General features: G+C 73.3%; 12 protein-coding genes and 1 pseudogene. 5 read left to right on the top strand and 8 right to left on the bottom strand.

What is annotated here, in order from left to right; all coding sequences use genetic code 11:
* The first annotated feature begins 155 nt into the window (after positions 1 to 155).
* On the top strand, positions 156 to 3644 hold the full coding sequence (locus GA0070620_RS19305) for a BTAD domain-containing putative transcriptional regulator (protein WP_091592870.1): 3489 nt from the start codon (positions 156 to 158) through the stop codon (positions 3642 to 3644).
* Positions 3645 to 3687: 43 nt separating this feature from the next.
* Here GA0070620_RS19305 and ileS read toward each other — a convergent pair whose 3' ends face one another.
* From ileS to GA0070620_RS19290, 3 genes are all read right to left on the bottom strand, one after another.
* On the bottom strand, positions 3688 to 6810 hold the full coding sequence (gene ileS, locus GA0070620_RS19300) for an isoleucine--tRNA ligase (RefSeq protein WP_091592868.1): 3123 nt from the start codon (positions 6808 to 6810) through the stop codon (positions 3688 to 3690).
* Between the two features lie 301 nt (positions 6811 to 7111).
* Positions 7112 to 7768 carry a response regulator transcription factor gene (locus GA0070620_RS19295; RefSeq protein ID WP_091592867.1) on the bottom strand — a complete coding sequence of 219 codons (657 nt, stop codon included), beginning with the start codon at positions 7766 to 7768 and terminating at the stop codon, positions 7112 to 7114.
* The gene (locus GA0070620_RS19290; protein ID WP_091592865.1) at positions 7756 to 9048 is read right to left on the bottom strand and encodes a sensor histidine kinase; all 1293 of its coding nucleotides are present in this window, start codon (positions 9046 to 9048) and stop codon (positions 7756 to 7758) included. Before GA0070620_RS19290 ends, GA0070620_RS19295 begins: the two co-directional genes overlap by 13 nt.
* Positions 9049 to 9380: 332 nt before the next feature.
* Here GA0070620_RS19290 and GA0070620_RS19285 point away from each other — a divergent pair, with 332 nt between their 5' ends.
* The gene (locus GA0070620_RS19285; RefSeq protein ID WP_091592864.1) at positions 9381 to 11264 is read left to right on the top strand and encodes an alpha/beta hydrolase-fold protein; all 1884 of its coding nucleotides are present in this window, start codon (positions 9381 to 9383) and stop codon (positions 11262 to 11264) included.
* A gap of 65 nt (positions 11265 to 11329) precedes the next feature.
* Here the strand turns inward: GA0070620_RS19285 and GA0070620_RS19280 are convergent, their stop codons facing one another.
* Entirely contained in the window at positions 11330 to 12568 is a 1239-nt protein-coding gene (locus tag GA0070620_RS19280) for an MFS transporter (RefSeq protein WP_091592861.1), read from the bottom strand.
* A 25-nt stretch (positions 12569 to 12593) separates the two neighbouring features.
* Between GA0070620_RS19280 and GA0070620_RS19275 the strand changes: the two genes are divergently transcribed.
* Positions 12594 to 13517 (top strand): winged helix-turn-helix transcriptional regulator, encoded by a 924-nt coding sequence (locus GA0070620_RS19275; RefSeq protein ID WP_091599016.1) that lies wholly within the window; start codon positions 12594 to 12596, stop codon positions 13515 to 13517.
* A 252-nt stretch (positions 13518 to 13769) separates the two neighbouring features.
* The gene (locus tag GA0070620_RS19270; protein ID WP_172836462.1) at positions 13770 to 14480 is read left to right on the top strand and encodes an alpha/beta fold hydrolase; all 711 of its coding nucleotides are present in this window, start codon (positions 13770 to 13772) and stop codon (positions 14478 to 14480) included.
* 67 nt (positions 14481 to 14547) lie between these two features.
* On the opposite strand, the gene GA0070620_RS19265 is transcribed toward GA0070620_RS19270, so the two are convergent.
* Both GA0070620_RS19265 and GA0070620_RS19260 read right to left on the bottom strand, forming a co-directional pair.
* Positions 14548 to 15240, bottom strand: a complete 693-nt coding sequence (locus tag GA0070620_RS19265) for a LysE family translocator (RefSeq protein WP_091592858.1) — start codon at positions 15238 to 15240, stop codon at positions 14548 to 14550.
* Complete coding sequence (locus GA0070620_RS19260; protein WP_091592857.1) at positions 15241 to 15984, bottom strand: phosphodiesterase; 744 nt, start codon at positions 15982 to 15984, stop codon at positions 15241 to 15243.
* A gap of 65 nt (positions 15985 to 16049) precedes the next feature.
* On the opposite strand from GA0070620_RS19260, the gene GA0070620_RS19255 reads away from it, so the two are divergent.
* The gene (locus tag GA0070620_RS19255) at positions 16050 to 16706 is read left to right on the top strand and encodes a CGNR zinc finger domain-containing protein (protein ID WP_091592855.1); all 657 of its coding nucleotides are present in this window, start codon (positions 16050 to 16052) and stop codon (positions 16704 to 16706) included.
* A gap of 825 nt (positions 16707 to 17531) precedes the next feature.
* Here the strand turns inward: GA0070620_RS19255 and tsaD are convergent.
* Positions 17532 to 18570 (bottom strand): annotated as a pseudogene (gene tsaD, locus GA0070620_RS19250) (tRNA (adenosine(37)-N6)-threonylcarbamoyltransferase complex transferase subunit TsaD).
* Between the two features lie 3 nt (positions 18571 to 18573).
* A complete protein-coding gene (def, locus tag GA0070620_RS19245; RefSeq protein WP_377520766.1) occupies positions 18574 to 19119 on the bottom strand; it encodes a peptide deformylase in 546 nt (181 codons plus the stop codon).
* Positions 19120 to 19127: the final 8 nt, after the last annotated feature.

The following is a 19127-nucleotide window of genomic DNA, read 5'->3' as shown; positions in this document are numbered from 1 at the left end:
AGCCTCCCTGTCGATGGTCCGGGCCGCGGTCGCACCGCCCCGGCCCGGGGTACGACGGAAGCCTGCCCGGCACCGATGAGCACCGGATGAGCACGGAGAAAGCGGGGCGGCGGCCGACGCCGCGCCGAGCCGCCGCCGTGCCTAGATTGGAGACCATGACCGGGCAGGCGGGGGTGACGTTCGGCGTGCTCGGGCCGGTGGAGGTCCGCGCCGACGACGTTCCGGTGTCGCTGCGCGGTGCGCGACCCCGGGCGGTGCTGGCGCGGCTGCTGATCGCCCGTGGCCGGGTCGTGCCGGTGGACCGGCTCGTCGAGGACCTGTGGGAGGAGCCCCCGGAGGGCGGCGTCGCCGCGATCCGCACCTTCGTGGCGGACCTGCGCCGCGCGCTGGAACCCGACCGGCCACCTCGCCGGCCCGCGCGGCTCCTGGTCACCGCACCACCCGGGTACGCGCTGCACCTCGCCACCGACGCGGTGGACGCCTGGCGGTTCGAGGCGGCGGTCCGTGAGTCCGCCGACCTGATCGCTGCCGGATCGGCCGGTCCGGCGCTGGCCGCGCTCGACGGCGCGCTCGCCCTGTGGCGTGGCCCCGCCTACGCCGAGTACGCCGACCAACCCTGGGCCCGCGCCGAGATCGACCGGCTGGACGAGCTGCGGATGCTGGCGGTGGAGCGGCGGGCCGAGGCGTTGCTGGCGGCGGGCCGGGCCGCCGAGGCCGCCACCGACCTGCGGGCCTACACGGCCGACCAGCCGCTGCGGGAGGACGGGTGGCACCTGCTGGCGCTCGCCCTGTACCGGGCGGGCCGGCAGGGGGACGCGCTGGCGGCGCTGCGGCGGGCCCGCCGGACGCTGGTCGCGCGGTTGGGCGTCGACCCGGGACCCCGGCTGCGGCAGCTGGAGGCGGACGTCCTCGCCCAGGCGCCGCACCTGACCGGCGCGGCCGAGCCACACCCGGGTGGTCCGGCGCCGCGCCTGGCCGAGCCGCCGCATCCGGCCGGGGCGCCGGCGCTCGCCGGCAGCGCCGGGGGCGGCACGCCGTCGCCGGTCGGGCCGTCCGACGCCGTTGCGGGCCGGCGTCCGTTCGTCGGTCGGGATGACGAACTCGACGCCCTCGACCGGGCCGCCGACCGGGTCGACCGGCAGGGCCGACCCGCGCTCGTCCTGATCTCGGCGGATGCCGGGGGCGGCAAGTCGGCGCTCGCCGAGGCGTTGACCGATCGGCTGGCCGCGCGGGGCTGGACGACGGCCTGGGGGCGCAGCCCCGAGTACGAGGGCGCCCCGGTCGCCTGGCCCTGGAGGCAGATCGCCGACGAGCTGACCGACCGGGCCGGCCCGACCCCACCCGGCCCGACCGCGTTGGGGGAGGCCGGCGACGCCGAAACGCCGACCGGGCCCGCCGCCGTCGATCCCGCCACTGCGCGGTACCGCCTGCACCAGGCGACGGCGGCGCGGCTGTCCACGGTGGCCGGGCGCGGCCCGGTACTGCTGGTCCTGGACGACCTGCACCGCGCGGACGAGGGCACCCTGGACGTCCTGACGGCCCTGTTCGCCGACCCCACCCGGGTCGCCGGCCCGGTGCTGGTCGTCGGCACGTACCGGGCCACCGAGATCAGCCCCGAGCTGACCGCGGCGTTGGCCCGGTTCGCCCGGCTCGAACCGCTCCGGGTCTACCTGGCCGGGCTCGGCGAGCCCGCCACCGCCGACCTCGTTCGTGCCGTGGCCGGGCGGGACCCGGACCCGACGGCGGTACGGCTGATCCACCGCCGTAGCGGCGGCAACCCGTTCTTCGTCCGGGAGTTGGCGCGGCTGCTCGCCTTAGAGGGCGCGGCGGCCCTCGAACGGGTGCCGGCCGGGGTGCGGGACGTGATCCGGCACCGCCTGGCGCGACTTCCCGAGGCGGCGCAGGAGGTGCTGCGGCAGGCCGCGGTGCTCGGTCGGGACGTCGACCCGGAGCTGCTGGCCGCGCTGGCCGACAGCGTGACCGCGCCCGATCCCGCCGCACCCGATCCCGCCGCACCCGGCGCGGACGCCGACGGCGTGCTCCTCGACGCCCTGGACCACGCGCTGCGCGCCGGCTTCCTCACCGAGCAGGTGGGCGAGGGGCTGCGGTTCACCCACATCCTGGTCCGCGACACGATCTACGCCGACCTGTCCGCACCGCGCCGGTCGCGCTGGCACGCCCTCGCCGGTGCGGCGATCGAACGTCTGCACCCCGACGACGTGCTGGCCCTCGCCCACCACTTCGACCGGGCCGGCACCCGGGCCACGGCCGCCCGCGCGGCCCGCTACGCCCGGATCGCCGCCGAGCAGGCCGAGGGCCGTGCCCATCCGCACCGGGCCGCCCGGCTGTGGCAGCAGGCGCTCGACGCCCACGACCGGGCCGGGGGCGCGGACGTCGCGGGCCGGCTGACGGCGATGATGGGGCTCGGCCGCGCGCTCGCGGTCACCGGGCACCTGGAGCGGACCAGACGGTACCGGGCCGAGGCGCTCGCCACGGCCGAGAAGCTGGCCGACCCGGCGCTCACCGCGGCCGTCCTCACCGCGTTCGAGGTGCCGGCGGTGTGGACGCGCAACGACGACGAGGAGCTGTCCGCGCGGATCGTCCGGGCCGCCGAGAGCGTCCTGGCCGTCACCGGCGCGGACGATCCCGAACGGCGTAGCCGGCTGCTGAGCACGCTCGCCCTGGAGCTGCGTGGCACGACCACCGACCGGGGGCACCAGGCGGCGGTGGAGGCGGAGGCGCTCGCCCGGCGGGTGGGAAACCCGGCGCTGCTCGCGTTCGCGTTCAACGCCCGCTTCATGCACACCTTCGGGCGCACCGGGCTGGCCGCCGAGCGCGCCCGCGTCGGGGCGGAGCTGGTCGAGGTCGCCGCCGCGCACGACCTGGTGACGTTCGAGGTGCTCGGCCGCCTCATCGTGGTGCAGGCCAGCGCCGGGCTCGGCGATCTCGCTGCCGCCGACGCGCACGCCGCCGCCGCCGACGCCCTCGCCGCGCGGCACGACCTGCCGCTGGTCGGGGTGTTCACCCGGTGGTACGCGGCGCTGCGCCTCGCCCTCGCCGGACGGCGGGCCGAGGCCGAGGTGGCGTACCGCGGGGCCCAGGAGCGGTTGCCCTCCGGCGCGATGCCCGGCCTGGAGCGGGGGCTGCTGCCGCTCGCGCTGCTGGCGGTGCGCCTGGCCGACACCCCGACGAGCGCACCCGCCGCCGTGCCGGTTCGCACCGACTGGGGGCCGTACGCGCCGTGGGTCGAGCCGCTGGCCCTGGCCGGGGACGGCCGCCGGAACGAGGCCGTCGCCGCGCTGCGGACGCAGCCGCAGTCACCGCACGACCTGCTCCGGGAGGCCCGCCTCGCGCTCACCGCCCGGGCCGCACTCGCCGTCGGTGACGAGCCGGCGATGCGGTACGCGTACGCCGAACTGCTGCCCGCCGCCGGCGAGCTGGCCGGCGCGGGCAGTGCGGTCCTCAGCCTCGGCCCGGTGGCCCGGCACCTGGCCGACCTCGCCACCGCGCTCGGCGAGGACGTGGCGGCGGCCGGTCACGATCGGACGGCGCGGGCCGTCGCGGAGCGGCTCCGGGTGGCGACCTCCGCGGACGGCCCGGGTGGCGGCGGCGACCAGCCGGCCGCCGACGTCCCGACGGGCTGACGGTGCTCGCCCCGGGCCGTGGTGGCCCGGGGCGATTCCCCCGTCAGGCCTTGCGAAGCCAGAAGGTCAGGCCCAGCGACTCGTCGGTGAAGGGCTGCGCGTCCGGCCAGGACGGCTCGCCCTCGGCGCAGTCGGTCGCCAGCACCTCCTCGGCCACCAGCTCGCGGTGCTCGGAAAGCGCGCGACCGGTCTCGTCCCGCTCGGTCCGGTAGCGCAGCGCGATGCGGTCGGTCACCTCGAGTCCGCTGCTCTTGCGGGCCTCCTGGATCTGCCGGATCGCGTCCCGGGCCACGCCGGCCCGGCGCAGCTCGTCGGTGAGGTGCAGGTCGAGCGCGACGGTCGCGCCCGCGTCGCTGGCCACCGCCCAGCCCTCGCGCGGGGTCTCCGTCACGACCACCTCGTCCGGGCCGAGCGTCACCGTCTCGTCGCCGACCTGGAGGGTCGCCGTCCCGGTGTCGCGCAGCGAGTCGCGCAGGGCGGCGGCGTCGGCCGCCGCGATCGCCTTCGCCACCTGCTGCACCGTCTTGCCGAACCGCTTGCCGAGGGTACGGAAGTTCGCCTTCGCGGTCGTGTCGACCAGCGAACCGCCGGCCCCGCCGACGGCGTCGACCCGGCCGACGTTCAGCTCGGCGGCGACCTCCGCCAACAGTTCGGGCGACAGCTCGTCGAACCCGCCGGCCGAGGCGAGCGCCCGGGAGAGCGGCTGGCGGACCTTCATCCCGGAGTCGGCCCGGGCCGCCCGGCCCAGCTCGACCAGCCGACGGGCGAGCGCCATCTGCCGGGACAGCGACGGGTCGATCAGGGACTCGTCGGCGACCGGGTACGACGCGAGGTGCACCGACTGCGGCGCCTCCGGGTCGACCGCCACGACCAGGTCCTGCCACACCCGCTCGGTGATGAACGGGGTGAGCGGCGCCAGCAGCAGGGTGACCGTGGACAGCGCCTCGTGCAGCGTGGCGAGGGCCGCCTTGTCGCCCCGCCAGAACCGCCGTCGGCTGCGCCGGACGTACCAGTTCGACAGGTCGTCGATGAAGGTGGCGAGCAGCCGCCCGGTCTGGTGCGTGTCGAACTCGGCCATGGCCGCGTCGACCTGCGCGACGAGGGTGTTCAGCTCGGAGAGCAACCAGCGGTCCAGCACCGGCCGGTCGGCCGGGGCGGGGTCCGCGGCCGACGGGGCCCAGCCGGCGGTGCGGCCGTACAGGGACTGGAAGGCGACCGTGTTCCAGTAGGTCAGCAGGATCTTGCGGACGACCTCCTGGAGCGCGGTGTGCCCGACCCGGCGGGCCGACCAGGGCGAGCCGACCGCCGCCATGAACCAGCGCACCGCGTCGGCGCCGTGCTGGTCCATCAGCGGGATGGGCTCCAGGATGTTGCCCAGGTGCTTGGACATCTTGCGGCCGTCCTCGGCGAGGATGTGGCCCAGGCAGACCACGTTCTCGTACGGGGACTTGTCGAACACCAGCGTGCCGACGGCCATCAGGGTGTAGAACCAGCCCCGGGTCTGGTCGATGGCCTCGGAGATGAACTGGGCCGGGTAGCGCTTCTCGAACAGGTCGGTGTTGCGGTACGGGTACCCGAACTGGGCGAACGGCATGGAGCCGGAGTCGTACCAGGCGTCGATGACCTCGGGGACCCGGCGGGCGGTCTCCCCGCAGTGGCAGGCGAAGGTGACCTCGTCGATGAACGGCCGGTGCGGGTCGAGGCCGGTCACGTCCGTGCCGGTCAGCTCGCTCAGCTCGGCCAGGGAACCGACGCAGGTCAGGTGGTCGTTGGCGCAGCGCCAGATGGGCAGCGGGGTGCCCCAGTAGCGCCGCCGGGACAGCGCCCAGTCGACGTTGTTGTTGAGCCAGTCGCCGTAGCGGCCGTACTTCACGGTGGTGGGCTGCCAGTTGGTGTGCTCGTTCTCCCGCAGCAGCGCGTCCCGGACGGCGGTGGTGCGGACGTACCAGGACGGCTGGGCGTAGTAGATGAGCGCGGTGTGGCAGCGCCAGCAGTGCGGGTAGGTGTGCTCGTAGGGGACGTTCTTGAACAGCAGCCCGCGCAGCTGGAGGTCCTCGATGAGCGGCCGGTCGGCCTCCTTGAAGAACCGCCCGCCGACCAGCGGCACGTCCGGGGAGAAGCGGCCGTTCGACTGGACCGGGTTCACCATCGGCAGGCCGTACGTCCGGGCGGTGGCCAGGTCGTCCGCGCCGAACGCGGGCGCCTGGTGGACGAGCCCGGTGCCGCTGTCCGTGGTCACGTACGACGCGAGCACGACGTAGTGCGCGTCGGGCACCTCGACCAGGTCGAACGGCGGCCGGTAGGTCCACCGCTCCAGCTCCTTGCCGGTGAACGACTCGCCGGTCAGCTCCCAGCCGTCGCCCAGCGCGTACGCCAGCAGCGGCTCGGCCACGACGAGCCGCTCGGTGCCGTCGGTGGCCACCACGTAGCGGACGTCGGGGTGCACCGCGACCGCGACGTTCGACGGCAGGGTCCACGGCGTGGTCGTCCAGACCAGCAGCGCCGCGGTGTCGGCCAGCGGCCCGGAGGTGAGCGGGAACCGGACGAAGACCGAGGGGTCGACGACCGTCTCGTAGCCCTGCGCGAGCTCGTGGTCGGACAGGCCGGTCTCGTCCCGCGGGCACCACGGGGCGACCCGGAAGTCCTCGACCAGCAGGCCCTTGTCGAAGATCTGCTTCAACGACCACCAGACGGACTCGATGTACTCCGGGTCCATGGTCCGGTAGGCGTCGTCCATGTCCACCCAGTAGCCCATGCGCTCGGTGAGCTCGGCGAACGCGTCGGTGTGCCGGGTGACCGACTCCCGGCAGCGCGCGTTGAACTCGGCGATGCCGAACTTCTCGATGTCCTGCTTGCCGGAGAAGCCGAGCTCACGCTCGACGGCCAGCTCGACGGGCAGGCCGTGGCAGTCCCAGCCGGCCTTGCGGGCGACGTGGAACCCCTTCATCGTCTTGTAGCGGGGGAAGACGTCCTTGAAGACCCGGGCCTCGATGTGGTGGGCGCCGGGCATGCCGTTGGCCGTCGGCGGCCCCTCGTAGAAGACCCACTCCGGGCGACCCTCGGACTGTTCGAGGCTGCGGCGGAAGACGCCGTTGGCGTGCCAGAAGTGCAGGACCTGATGATCGAGGTCGGGCAGATCGACCTGGGTGGGTACGCTGCGGTACATCGCTCCTCCGTCGGCGCGTGTGTGGAAGCTCCGCCGGAGGGACGAGGCCGGGGCCCCGCGGTACCACCCTCCTTGGCCGTCGGGACGGCCCTCTCGTTCGGGTCTGGTCGGGTCTACTCGGCCTCGCGGCCTTTCTTCCGACGGCTCCGGGGTGATCTTCCCGCCGCGCACACCCCCGGGCTTCCACCGTCCCCGGGTCTCTCCTGGCTGCGTGCGCCGGTACTCGTCCCCATCCACGCCTTCCACCCGCATCCTATCCCAGCCCGGTTGATCAAGGCCGTGGTGCGCGGGCAGGGACGGGTCACGGCCGGCGCAGGTAGGTCAGCACGGCCAGTACCCGGCGGTTCGTGTCGTCGCTCGGCGGCAGGTCCAGCTTCAGGAGGATGTTGCCGACGTGCTTGTTGACCGCGGCCTCGGTGACGTGCAGCGCGGCGCCGATCGACGTGTTGGAGCGGCCCTCGGCGACCAGCGCCAGGACCTCCCGTTCCCGGGGCGACAGGGCGGCGAGCGGATCCCGCGGCCGGTGCAGCAGCCGGCGGACCACGTCGGGGTCGACGACGGTGCCGCCGTCGGCGACCGTACGCAGCTGCCCGACGAACTCGCTCACCTCGGCGACGCGGTCCTTGAGCAGGTAGCCGACCCGGCGGCCGTCGCCGCTGTCGAGCAGCGCGCTCGCGTACTCGGCCTGCACATGTTGGCTCAGCACCACGACGGCGAGGCCCGGCCGCTCGGCGCGCAGGGCGACGGCCGCACGCAGTCCGTCGTCGCGTCCGCCGGGCGGCATCCGGATGTCGGTCACCACGAGGTCGGGCCGGTGCGCGCGGGTCGCGTCCCGCAGCGCCGGCGCCGAACCGACGGCGGCGACCACCTCGAAGTCGAACCGTTCCAGCAGGCTGACCAGCCCCTCGCGCAGGAGGACCTCGTCCTCGGCGAGCACCACCCGGGTCACGGGCGGCACGGTAGCTCGACCCGCACCCGGGTGGGGCCGCCGGGCGGGCTGGCGAGCAGCAGCCGGCCGCCGGCTGCGGCGACCCGGTCGGCGAGACCCGTGAGCCCGGTGCCCCGGGTCGGGTCGGCGTCGCCCCGGCCGTCGTCGGAGATCTCCACGACGAGCAGGTCGCCGTCCCGGTCGAGCCGCACGTCCGCCCGGGTCGCCCCGGAGTGCCGGGCCACGTTGCCGAGGCACTCCGACACCACGTACCAGGCGGTGGTCTCCACCGCCTCGGGCAGCGGCACGTCGACGTCGGCGTGGACGGTGACCGGCACGGTCGCCTCGTCCGCCAGCTCACGGACGGCCCCGGCCAGGCCGAGGTCGGTGAGGCTCTGCGGGCGGATCCCGTGCACGATCTGCCGCAGCATGACCATCAGCCCCTTGGCCTGGTCGTGCGCGACGGCGAGCGGCCGGGCGGCGGGGGAGTCGTCGGGCACGTCGAGCCGGGCCAGACCCAGTTGGAGGGAGAGGCTGGTCAGCCGCGGCTGCGCCCCGTCGTGGACGTCGCGCTCGATGCGTCGCCGCTCGGCCTCGTACGCGTCGACGAGGCGGGCCCGCGACCGGGTCACCTCCCGCAGCGCGGCGGTGTCGGTGGGCCAGCCGAGCAGCCACCGCGCCACCGTGGCCTGGGCGGCGGCGAGCGCACCCAGCCCGTACCAGAGGACGGGTACGAGCAGCACGCCGAGGATCGCGTACGGGACGGCCTGCCCCGGGGTGTCGACGGTGGTCCAGAGCACCACCACGTCGTCGGCGTCCCCGGCCAGCCACGGGCTGGCGACGAGCGCGACGTCGAGCCCGGCGAGCAGGGCCACCAGCCAGTACGCGAGTGGCACCACGCTCCCCAGCCACACCGTGTACGCGACCTCCCGCCAGGCGTCCGCCGTCGTGTACCGGGCGCGCAGCCCTGCCCAGGGGCGCTGCGCCAGCGGCCGGTCGTCCACCAGCCCGAGCCGCCACCGCTCGACCGCTGCCGCCCCGGCACTGGCGATCGGCGCCACGGCGACGAGCACCAGCGTGCCGACGGCCAGGAACAGGGTGAGCGCGAGTGACACGGGCCGACCGTGCTGGCGTACGGCGTTGACGGCCGCCAGCAGCGGGGCGCCGACCACCAGCAGGCCGACGGAGAGTGCGCCCGCGATCGGCGCGGTCGTCGCGAGGTAGGCCAACGCTCGCCACGGCCAGGCGGAGATCAGGTAGCCGGGGCGGCGCAGCGCCCCGACCAGGTGCGGAGCCTCAGCGGTTGTCATGCCGCCGACGCTAATCGGGGCGGCACTCCCGACCCAGCCGACTGGATCGACTCCGTGGGTAGAGCTACCACTACCGGCCGGGGGTGGTCGGTTGATGGGCGGGTGGCAGCCATGGACACCCTTGACATCGATGTGCGCGCCCGGCCAGACTGCCGTTGCTAAAGCGATTTAGCAACGGGTTCGCACACGGCCCGACCACCAACCCACGTCCCGTCCCGCAGACATCTCCCGTCGCCCCCCCGGGGCCGGCTCCTCGCGGTCGCGAGTCTCCGAGCAGGACCACCGAGCCCGAACGAGGGCCGGGAGATGCGACCACGAAGGAGCGTGCTCGGATGCGAAGAGTGATCGGAAGACGCCGACTCTGGCGTACGGTCTCGGCGCTCGCGCTCATGTCACTCGCTGTCGGCGCCGTCGCCCCGACGCCAGCCGCCGCGGCCGCTGCGCCCGCGATCGTGGAGGGCGCGACCGTCCGGGCGGATCGCCAGTCACCGACCGGCTACACCGTCACGTTCGTCTACCGCAATCCCGATGCCACCCAGGTCCGCCTCGCCGGGGATCTGACTCTGCTCGACCTCGACACCGGCACCACGCGCTACCAGCCGGAAGAGTGGCAGCCGGGGCGCTACCACGCCGGCGGCACCGAGTTCCTCCGGGACATGACCAGGGACGCGCGGGGATACTGGTCGGTCTCGCTTCCGCTGCACGCCGGAGGGCTCAGCTACTGGTACCGGGTCTGGGACCCCACCCGGGGCTGGGCCAACAAGCGCATCTGGGACCCCGCCTCGTCGAACCCTCGCCCCCCGGGCGAGTCCTCGTTCCGCGTCCGGAACAACGACGTCCTCGACGCCGTGTACGTGCCGTACGCCGAGAAGCAGAACGACCCGGTGCTGAGGGAACGCGCGACGTACGAGCTGCCGGTGGCGGATCCCGCGCGGCGGGGCACCGTCCAGTACGTCCCCTACACCACGATCCTCGGCGACAGCGGCCACTACCTCGGCGTCTACCTGCCGGCTGGCTACGACCCCGACCGCGCGGAGCCGTACAAGGTGGCGTACCTCGCCCACGGCATCTTCGGTGACGAGACCGACTTCATGGTCCCGGCGAACGTCCCGAACATCCTGGACAACATGACGGCCCGGGGCGAGATCGAGCCGACCGTCGTCGTCACCATGGGCAACCACTTCACGGGCACCAGCCTCGGCTTCGCCTCGTACAACCAGACCAACGCGGCGAACAACCTGGTCCAGACGATCCTTCCGCTCATCGAGGAGAACTACAACGTCTCGACCGAGCGGTCCGGGCGGGCCTACGCCGGGTTCTCGTACGGCGGGATGACGGGTGGCGTCGTCATCCGGAACTACCCGACCACGTTCGGGTTCTACGGGCACTTCTCCGGCAACCCGTCCCTGACCACGCAGGACTACGACACCGTCGCGGCGGCGGTCGGGGACGACGACCTCTTCGTGTTCCTCGGCAACGGTGTCTTCGAGGGCAGCCTCAACGCCCAGAACGCCATCGCGAACAACTTCCGGGCCCGGGGCTTCGCCGCCGAGACGGCCCAGGTCCCCGGCGCGCACGACGGGATGACGGCGGGCCAGCTGTTCACGATCTTCGCCCGGGACCACCTGTGGTCGGGGGTCGACGCCGTGTCGGTGACGCCGGCGAAGGTCAACCTGACGACGGGCTGGAACTGGGTCCGGCGGTTCAGTGCGCAGGTGAGCACCAACGAGGGCGTGAGTCCGGCGGTGACGTGGTCGGTCGAGGGGGCGACCTCGCCGGACACCACGGTCTCCGAGGATGGTGTGCTCTCCGTGGCCGCCACGGAGACCGCGTCGTCGCTCTCCGTCGTGGCGACGTCGGTCGTCGACCCGACCAAGGCGAGTTCGGCCCGGGTCACGCTGACCCGTCCCGGCCCGGCAGGGGTCGTGGTGAAGGCGCAAACCGCACCCGCGTCGGTCGTCCGTGGTGGCACGTTCGAGCTGCACGTCGACGTGCGGGCACAGCACCAGCACAAGAAGGCGCCGACGGTGACCGGTGAGATCGCCGTGACCTTCGGCGGCGCCACGCGCGTGGTGCCGTTGACCCGCGGGGCGGCCGTCGTCGACCTGCCGACCAGTGGACTGGCGGCGGGAACATACCCGGTGCACGTCGCGTACTCCGGTGACCCGACCTACGCTCCCACCGCGGCGCTGCACCAGCGCTTGCGGGTTCGCTAGCCGACGGGCGTGGTGGGCCGGCGACCTCCGGTCGTCGGCCCGCCACGAGTCCGGTCGCCCCGGGGTCAGACCCGGGCCTCGGCGAGTGTCGGGGCGGCGTCGAGTGGCAGGTCCCGCAGCCGGCGGATCGGGGTCGACAGATAGATGATCGGGGACAGCACGGTGAGCGCCCCGAAGATGAGCAGCGTGGCGCGGGCGCCGAGCGGCCCGGCCAGGACGCCGGCGAGCAGGCCGCCGAGCGGGATGGCGCCCCAGGACACGAACTTGACCGTCGCGATCACCCGCGACAGCAGCTCCGGCGGGCTGGCGAGCATCCGGTAGGTGCGGGTGGTCACGCTGAGCACGACCGTGGAGCTCGCGAAGATGAGGTTGCCGGCGGCGAAGGCGAGGTAGCCGACGGTGCCGGTGCCCAGCGGGATGATGAGCGCGCCGGCCACGCCGACGACGGCGGCGATGATCAGACCGCGGGCGGTGCCGACCCGATCGGTGAACCGGGTGGTCAGCGCCGCGCCGATGAGCGAGCCGAGCCCGTCGGCGGCGAGCAGCAGCCCGACCAGGAGCGGCGACGCGTGCAGCTCGCGCACCAGGTAGTACGGGAAGAGGGCCAGCATCGCGCCGCAGACGAAGTTCGTCGCGGTGGCGTCCCACATGGCCGGTCCGATGATCGGGTGCCGGAGCACGTAGTGCCAGCCTTCGCGGATCATCGTGACCATCGGTGGCCGGTCGGCCGGTCGCTGCACCCGCCGGGCCGGAAGGGTGCGCAGCAGCACGGCGGAGAGCAGGTAGCTGACGGCGTCCACGAACAGCGTCGGCACCGCGCCCAGCAGTTGCACCGCGAGCCCACCCAGGGACGGTCCGCCGAGCTGGGTGGCGGCATGGGTGCCGGAGGTGAGGCTGTTGCGCGCCTGCAGTTGCGCGGCCGGCACGATCTCCGGCAGGAACGTCTGGTTGGCCACGTCGAACAGCACGTTGGCGAAGCTCACGACCAGGGCGACCGCGACCAGTTGGGTCACCGTCAGGGCGTCCATCCACCAGGCCGCCGGGACGGACGCGATGGCGAGGGCCCGGACCAGGTCCAGGCCGACCTGCATGCCGCGCAGCGGCACGCGCTGCACGACCACCCCCGCCGGCAGGCTGATCAACAGGTACGCGAGGTAGCCGGCCGCCGTGATCAGGCCCATCTCGAAGGCGGACGCGTCCAGCACGGTCAGCGCGGTCAGCGGCAGGGCCACCCCGCCGACCGCCGAGCCGAGGTGGCTGGTCGTGCCGGCGACCCACCAGCGCCAGAAGGCAGTCAGTTTCATAATGGAACTGACTATAGTGGTGGGTGTGAGAAGAGTCGACCTCGCCGACGCGGACTGCGGCATCGCCCAGTCCCTCGGCGTGCTGACCGACTGGTGGACCTTCCTGCTCGTCCGCGACATCGCCGGCGGCGTGACCCGCTTCGACGGTCTGCAACGTGGTCTCGGGATGAGCCGCCGCGCCCTGGCCGAGCGCCTCGCCGCCCTCGTCGAGCACGGCGTGCTGCGCCGCCAGCCGTACACGGATCGCCCGCCGCGCTACGACTACCTGCTCACCGCCAAGGGCGAGGGTCTGCTGCCCGTGCTGATCGCGCTCCAGGAGTGGGGCGACCGGCACGTGCTCGGCGACGGGTCGCTCACCGCCACGGCCGCGGCCGGGTCGGCGGAGGCGCGCCGCGTGCACGCCCTCGTCGGACGCCGACTTCCCGAGCTGACCCTGCCACGCCACGACGGCGTGCCGGTGTCGCCCGCCGCCACGGATGCGTGGACCGTGCTCTACTGCTTCCCCGGCGCGTTCGTGCCGGGCGTCCAGGGCCTCCCGCCCTACTGGGAGGACATCCCGGGCGCGCCCGGCTGCACGCTCGAGTCCCGCACGTACGCCGCCCGAGCCGCCGAATTCGTCGCGGCCGGTGCGCGGATCCACGGGGTCAGCACTCAGCGTCCGGACCAGTTGACCGCCTTCGCCGCGTACGCCGAGCTGCCGTTCCCGCTGCTCTCCGACGCCGACGGGCGGCTCGCCGCCGCGCTTCTGCTGCCCACCTTCCGGGCTGCCGGCACCGACCGGCTCAAGCGGGCCACGCTGCTGCTCGACCCCTCCGCGACGGTGCGCGCCGTCCAGTTCCCGGTGACCGACCCGGCCGGCTCGGTCGGCGAGATGCTGCGTCTGGTCCGGGACCACGTGCCGGTCGCCGAGCGGGCCGACGCCCGCCCCGGACCGGACGCGAGCGCGTAGCCCGACGCTCCTCGCCCCACCTGCGATCGCGACTGCCAGCCCGGCGGGCTGGCAGTCGCTCGTTCCGTGCCGGCAGCCCGACTGATCCGACGTGCGGCACGTTATGGACATTTCACCCTTAATTCAATCGTGAGGGAGCCCACTTGCCCTCGGTTTTTGCACGCAATATATTGCACTACGGGGCGGCGACCGTCGCCCACCGATGATCCGCCGATGGGCAAGCCAGAGCGGCGACGGAAGGGGAACGGCATCATGAGCACGGCCGATCACGAGATCAAGAACGTCGTGCTGGTGCACGGCGCGTTCGCTGACGGTTCCGGATGGCGCGGCGTCTACGACAAGCTGACAGCCCAGGGCTACCGGGTCACGATCGTCCAGAACCCGCTCACCTCGCTGGCGGACGACGTCGCGGCGACCACGAGAGTGCTCGACCTGCAGGACGGCCCGACCATCCTCGTCGGCCACTCCTGGGGCGGCACGGTCATCACTGAGGCGGGAGTCCATCCCAAGGTCGCCGGTCTGGTCTACGTGTCGGCGCTGGCGCCCGACGCGGGCGAGACCACCGCCCAGCAGTACGAGGGCTTCGCCCCGACGCCCGACTTCGTCATCAACGTCGGCGACGACGGCTACGGCTTCCTCAACCACGGCACGTTCAAGGCCGGCTTCGCGGCGGACGCCAGCGACGCCGACGCCGCCTTCCTGCGCGACACCCAGGTCCCCGTCAACATGGCGGCGTTCGCGACGCCGGTGCAGAACGCCGCGTGGCGCGACAAGCCGAGCTGGGCCGTCATCGCGACGGAGGACAAGGCGTTCGACCAGGCCATGTTGCAGCACATGGCCAAGCGCATCGGCGCGGAGATCACGAACGTCTCGGCCAGCCACGCCCTGTTCATGACGCAGTCCGGCGCCGTCGCCGACGTCATCGTCACCGCCGCGAAGGACGCCGCCGGCTCCGCCCGCTGACCCACCCACCACCCCTGCGGGGCCGGCTCGTACGCATCATGTGAGCGGCACGGGCACGTTGCGGAAGTCAGCGGGCGACGGCGGCCCGGATGCCGAGGGCGACGAGGACCGCGCCGGTGACCTGGCGGCTGGCCCGTACGAAGCGGCGCGAGCGAACCATGCGGCCGGCCCGGACGAGCAGTACGGTCCAGCCGAGCAGCCAGGCGGTGATGAGCAGTACCTGGGCGGTGGCGAGGACGAGGATCTGGGTCACCACCGGTCCCCGGGGGTCGACGAACTGTGGCACCAGGGTGAGGAAGATCGACGCCGCTTTCGGGTTCAGCACGTTGCCGAGTAGCGCCTGTCCGTATGCCGAGCGCCCTGGCCGGGTCAGTGCCCGCACGGCCCGCCGGATCGGCGTGCCTCCGGGGGCACGCCGTCCTGGGAGTCGGTGCCGGGGACGGTGCTGCCGCCGGACGGTGCCGCTGCCGTCCCGGGCGGTACGCCAGGTCCACACGCCGAGGGCCACCAGGTAGGCCGCTCCGGTGAGCCGGACGGCGGTGAACGCCTGACTGGAGTGCAGCACCAGGGCGGAGAGTCCGGCGGCGGCGAGTCCCGCGTGGACGTACAGGCCGGTGGCCGTGCCGAGGATGACCGGCAGACCGCTGGTCGGCCCGTTCGGCAGCACCCGGTTGGTGAGCAGGGTGAGACTGGCGCCGGGGATGGCGATCAGCGGCAGGATCGCCACCAGGAACCCGGCGATGGCGGGTGCCGGCGGCATCTAGACCACGACTCGGAAGTGGGTGGTGAGCCGGCTGCCGTCGAGGACGTGGTACGCGAGGGCGGGTGGCGCGTCCCGATCGGCGGCGCTGTCGCCCTCCCAGGGCATCCGGAGGGTCCAGGTGACCGCCGGGCCGACCACCAGCGGGCGCCCCGCGAACCAGGTGGCGGCCGGGGTGTGCGCGTGCCCGGTGAGCACGGCGACCACGTTCGGCCGGTCGGCGATCAGGGCGGCGAACTCGTCGGCGTTGCGCAGCCGGTGCTGGTCGGGCAGTGGGTGGTGCAGCGTCACCGGCGGCTGGTGGAAGGCGATCAGCGTCGGCATGTCCCCGACCGCGTCGAGGGTACGGCGGAGCCAGTCGACCGTCTCGGGGTCGAGCAGACCCTCGTCCTGCCCGGGGATGGTGGCGTCGCACATCAGGATCGCGGTGCCACCGACGGTGTACAGCTGGTTGATCGGCCCGCTGTCGGCGTCGCCGGTGACACCGCCGAGCAGTGTCTTGCGGTAGGCGGCCCGCTCGTCGTGGTTGCCGGGGCAGGTCAGCACCGGGAACGGAAGGTGGAGCAGTGCGGCGGCCTCCTCGTATTCGGCCGGGTCGCCGTGGTCGGCGATGTCGCCGGTGACCAGGAGGGCGTCGACCGGCCGGGGGAGGGCGCGCAGGTGGTCCACCACCCTTCTGGCCCGGGTGCTGGCACGTTCCGTGCCGTCGAGATGCAGGTCGCTGATCTGGGCCAGGAGCAACATGGTTTCCCCGTTTCTAACGGTAAAACGGCTGGCAAGCGTTAGGAACGTAACGTAGGCTCTGCCCCGTGCACAAGTACCTGGGGCTGGCGCTGGCGAGCACCATCCGGCACGACGGACACGGCGGGGTCGCCGACGACCTGGCCGGAATCGACGGGCTGACCGGCTGGGTCCACGACCATGCCGACCTGCTCGACCGGGCCGACCAGACGGTCGGCGGCACGGAGGGCGGCACGGCGGTCGGCGGTGGGTGGGCGGCCGGGTTCAGCGCCGACCAGGCGAGCTGGTCGGACGTGGTCGCGCTGCGTCAGGCGGTCCGGGCGCTGTTCGCGTACGCGGTCCGTCCCGGTCCGCCGAGCCCGGCCGACGCGCACCGGTTGCTCCCGCTCGACCAGGCCCTCGACCGGCTCAACGCGGCGGCGGGCCGGGCACCGGTGAGCCCCCGGCTCGACTGGCCGGCCGGCGGCGGGCCCGTGCTCAGCACCCCGTCGGTCGGAATCGATCCGGTTGCCCGGCTGGTCTCGGCGGTCGCCCGGGACACCATGCAGCTGCTGTCCGGTCCGCGCCGCTCTGACCTGCGGGCCTGCACCGCGCCCCGGTGCGTGCGGTACTTCCTGCGGGAGCACGGACGTCAGGAATTCTGCAAGACATCCTGTGCTAACCGGGCCCGGGCCGCCCGGCACTACCAGCGGCACCGGACCACCGCCGTGGAGGCCGCCGGCTGACGGCCCGCTCGAAGGCCGTCCGGTCGCCTTCGATCAACGCCCTCGATCAGTGCGTCCACGTCTACTGATCGGCGAGGTCCTAGGGCCCGCAGCGAATGACCCGGTAGTGGTGTGCGTCAGGCGGTGGCACCGCCGTCGACGACGAGGTCGTGGCCAACCACGAAGCTGGATTCGTTTGATGTGCGCGGTGTGCTCTCCAGCGGATGCCAACCCGGGTCAACAAGTGCCAACGCGGGACTATGGACCACCGTCCGTCGCAAGCCGCGGTTCGTGTGCTCGGGGTGTGCTCATGGGCTGGGTGAACAGGGGTATGGGCGACGTGGGTGAACGCGGGCCGCTCCCTCCCATCCCGGGTGGACCCCAGGTCGCTAGACTGGGCCCTCGCGCCCTCGTAGCTCAGGGGATAGAGCATCGGTTTCCTAAGACGACGCTCTATCTGTACCTGGCGGCGAACTGCCTGCAGGTTCCTGTCCTATTTCCATTTCTTCAGGTCGCACACCCGCGTTGCTGTGCTCGTTTGCGGAGATCAGCAGCCAGGCGTAAGTCCTGCTCAGGGCTTGCTTCGGCCGGTCCGGCAGGTCCTCGCCGAAATCCGGCGAAGTCACCTCGCCGCGTCAGTTTACGATGCCGCGAGAGTGTGGGCCAGCAGCGTGGTGAGTTCGGCTGGCCGTGCCGGGTGGTAGTGATCGACCCCGAGAACTCGTCGGATGAGGTATTGGGCAAAGTCGGGTTGGCCGGTGCGGTCCGTGGTGGGGCTGCGGCCGGCCGGTCCACGCTGGTCTGCGGCGTTCCCGCCGGTCGACGGGTGCCTCCCGTCCGGGCGGTTCAGTTCGGATCCTGGTGAATCAGGGCATGGGTCAGCCGGGCGTTGGGGTCGGCGCCCAGGGTCGGCGGCGACGGTGCGATGCCAGCGCGCACGAGGAGGTCACCGATGGCGGCGATCATGGCGCCGTTGTCGGTGCACAGTCGTGGTGCGGGGACGCGCAGGGTGATGCCGGCGGCGGCACAGCGGTGTTCGGCGAGGGCGCGGACACGGCTGTTGGCGGCGACCCCGCCGACGAGCAGCAGGGTGTCGACGCCGTGGTCACGGCAGGCGGTGACGGCCTTTCGGGTGAGGGTGTCGGCGACGGCTTCCTGAAAGGAGGCGGCGATGTCGGCGATGGGCAGCGGGCCCGGATGCCGCTCGACATGCCGGGCAACGGCGGTCTTCAGGCCGGAGAACGAGAATCGGTACGGCGGGTCATGCGGTCCGGTCATCGGGCGGGGAAAGGCGATTGCCGTGGAGTCACCTTCACGGGCGACCCGGTCGATGGCGGGGCCGCCTGGGTAGGGCAGGCCGAGCAGGCGTGCGACCTTGTCGAAGGCTTCGCCGGCGGCGTCGTCCGCGGTGTCGCCGAGGTGGATGACGGGGATCACGGGCAAGGTCACCCAGGAGTAGAAGCGAGGTGTGGCCGCCGGAGACGATCAGGGCGATGCTGCGCTCGGGGAGCGGGCCGTGGTCGAGGATGTCGACGGCGGCGTGGCCGGCGAGGTGGTGCACGCCGTAGAGGGGGACACCGAGGGTCAGCGCGTAGGCCTTGCCGGCGGCAAGGCCGACCTGCACCGCCGTGGCGAGGCCGGGCCCGGCGGTGGCGGCGACGGCGTCGATGTCGCCGAAGCCGATCCCGGCCTTGTCGAGGGCGTGGCGCACCATCGGGGTGATGGCGTGCAGGTGGGCGCGGGCGGCGATCTCAGGGACGACGCCTCCGAAGCGGGAGTGCTCGTCCATGCTCGTGGCGAGGGCGTCGCCGAGCAGGACGCCGTCGGCGACGATGCCGACGCCGGTTTCGTCGCAGGAGGTCTCGATGCCCAGGACGATCGGCACCGGTCAGTCCTGTCCGGTGCCGACGCCCACCCCGGGGTGCTCTGCGGCGGCGGCCAGGAGTCGCTTGCGGGTGCGGGCGGGCAGGCGGTCGACGTAGGCGAGGCCGTCGAGGTGGTCGACCTCGTGCTGCAGGCAGCGGGCGAGCGTGCCGGTGCCGTCGATGCGGACGGGCTGGCCGTGCAGGTCGACGCCGATGACGGTGGCGGTGGCCTGGCGGGTCACCTCGGCGTACTGGCCGGGCACGGACAGGCAGCCCTCGGAGTCGGTGACGAGGTCACGCTGCTCCGGTAGGTGCAGGACCGGGTTGATCACGTGGGCGGTCGTGTGGGCGCCGGTGGCGTCGGGGCAGTCGAGGACGAAGATCCGGGCGTCGACGCCGATCTGGTTGGCGGCCAGGCCGACGCCGTGGGCTGCGTACATGCTGGCGAACATGTCCGCGACCAGCTGGGTGAGGGCGTCGTCGAAGACGGTGACCTCGGCACAGCGGCGGTGCAGCACCGGGGTGCCGTATCGGGTGATGGGTCGTGGGGTGCCGGTCGGTGTCTGCACAGTCGCCC

This window comes from Micromonospora krabiensis (assembly GCF_900091425.1).
GTDB classification, from domain to species: Bacteria; Actinomycetota; Actinomycetes; order Mycobacteriales; family Micromonosporaceae; genus Micromonospora; species Micromonospora krabiensis.
The sequence above is the reverse complement of the archived record's forward strand: the minus strand, read 5'-3'. Positions and strand labels throughout refer to the sequence as shown.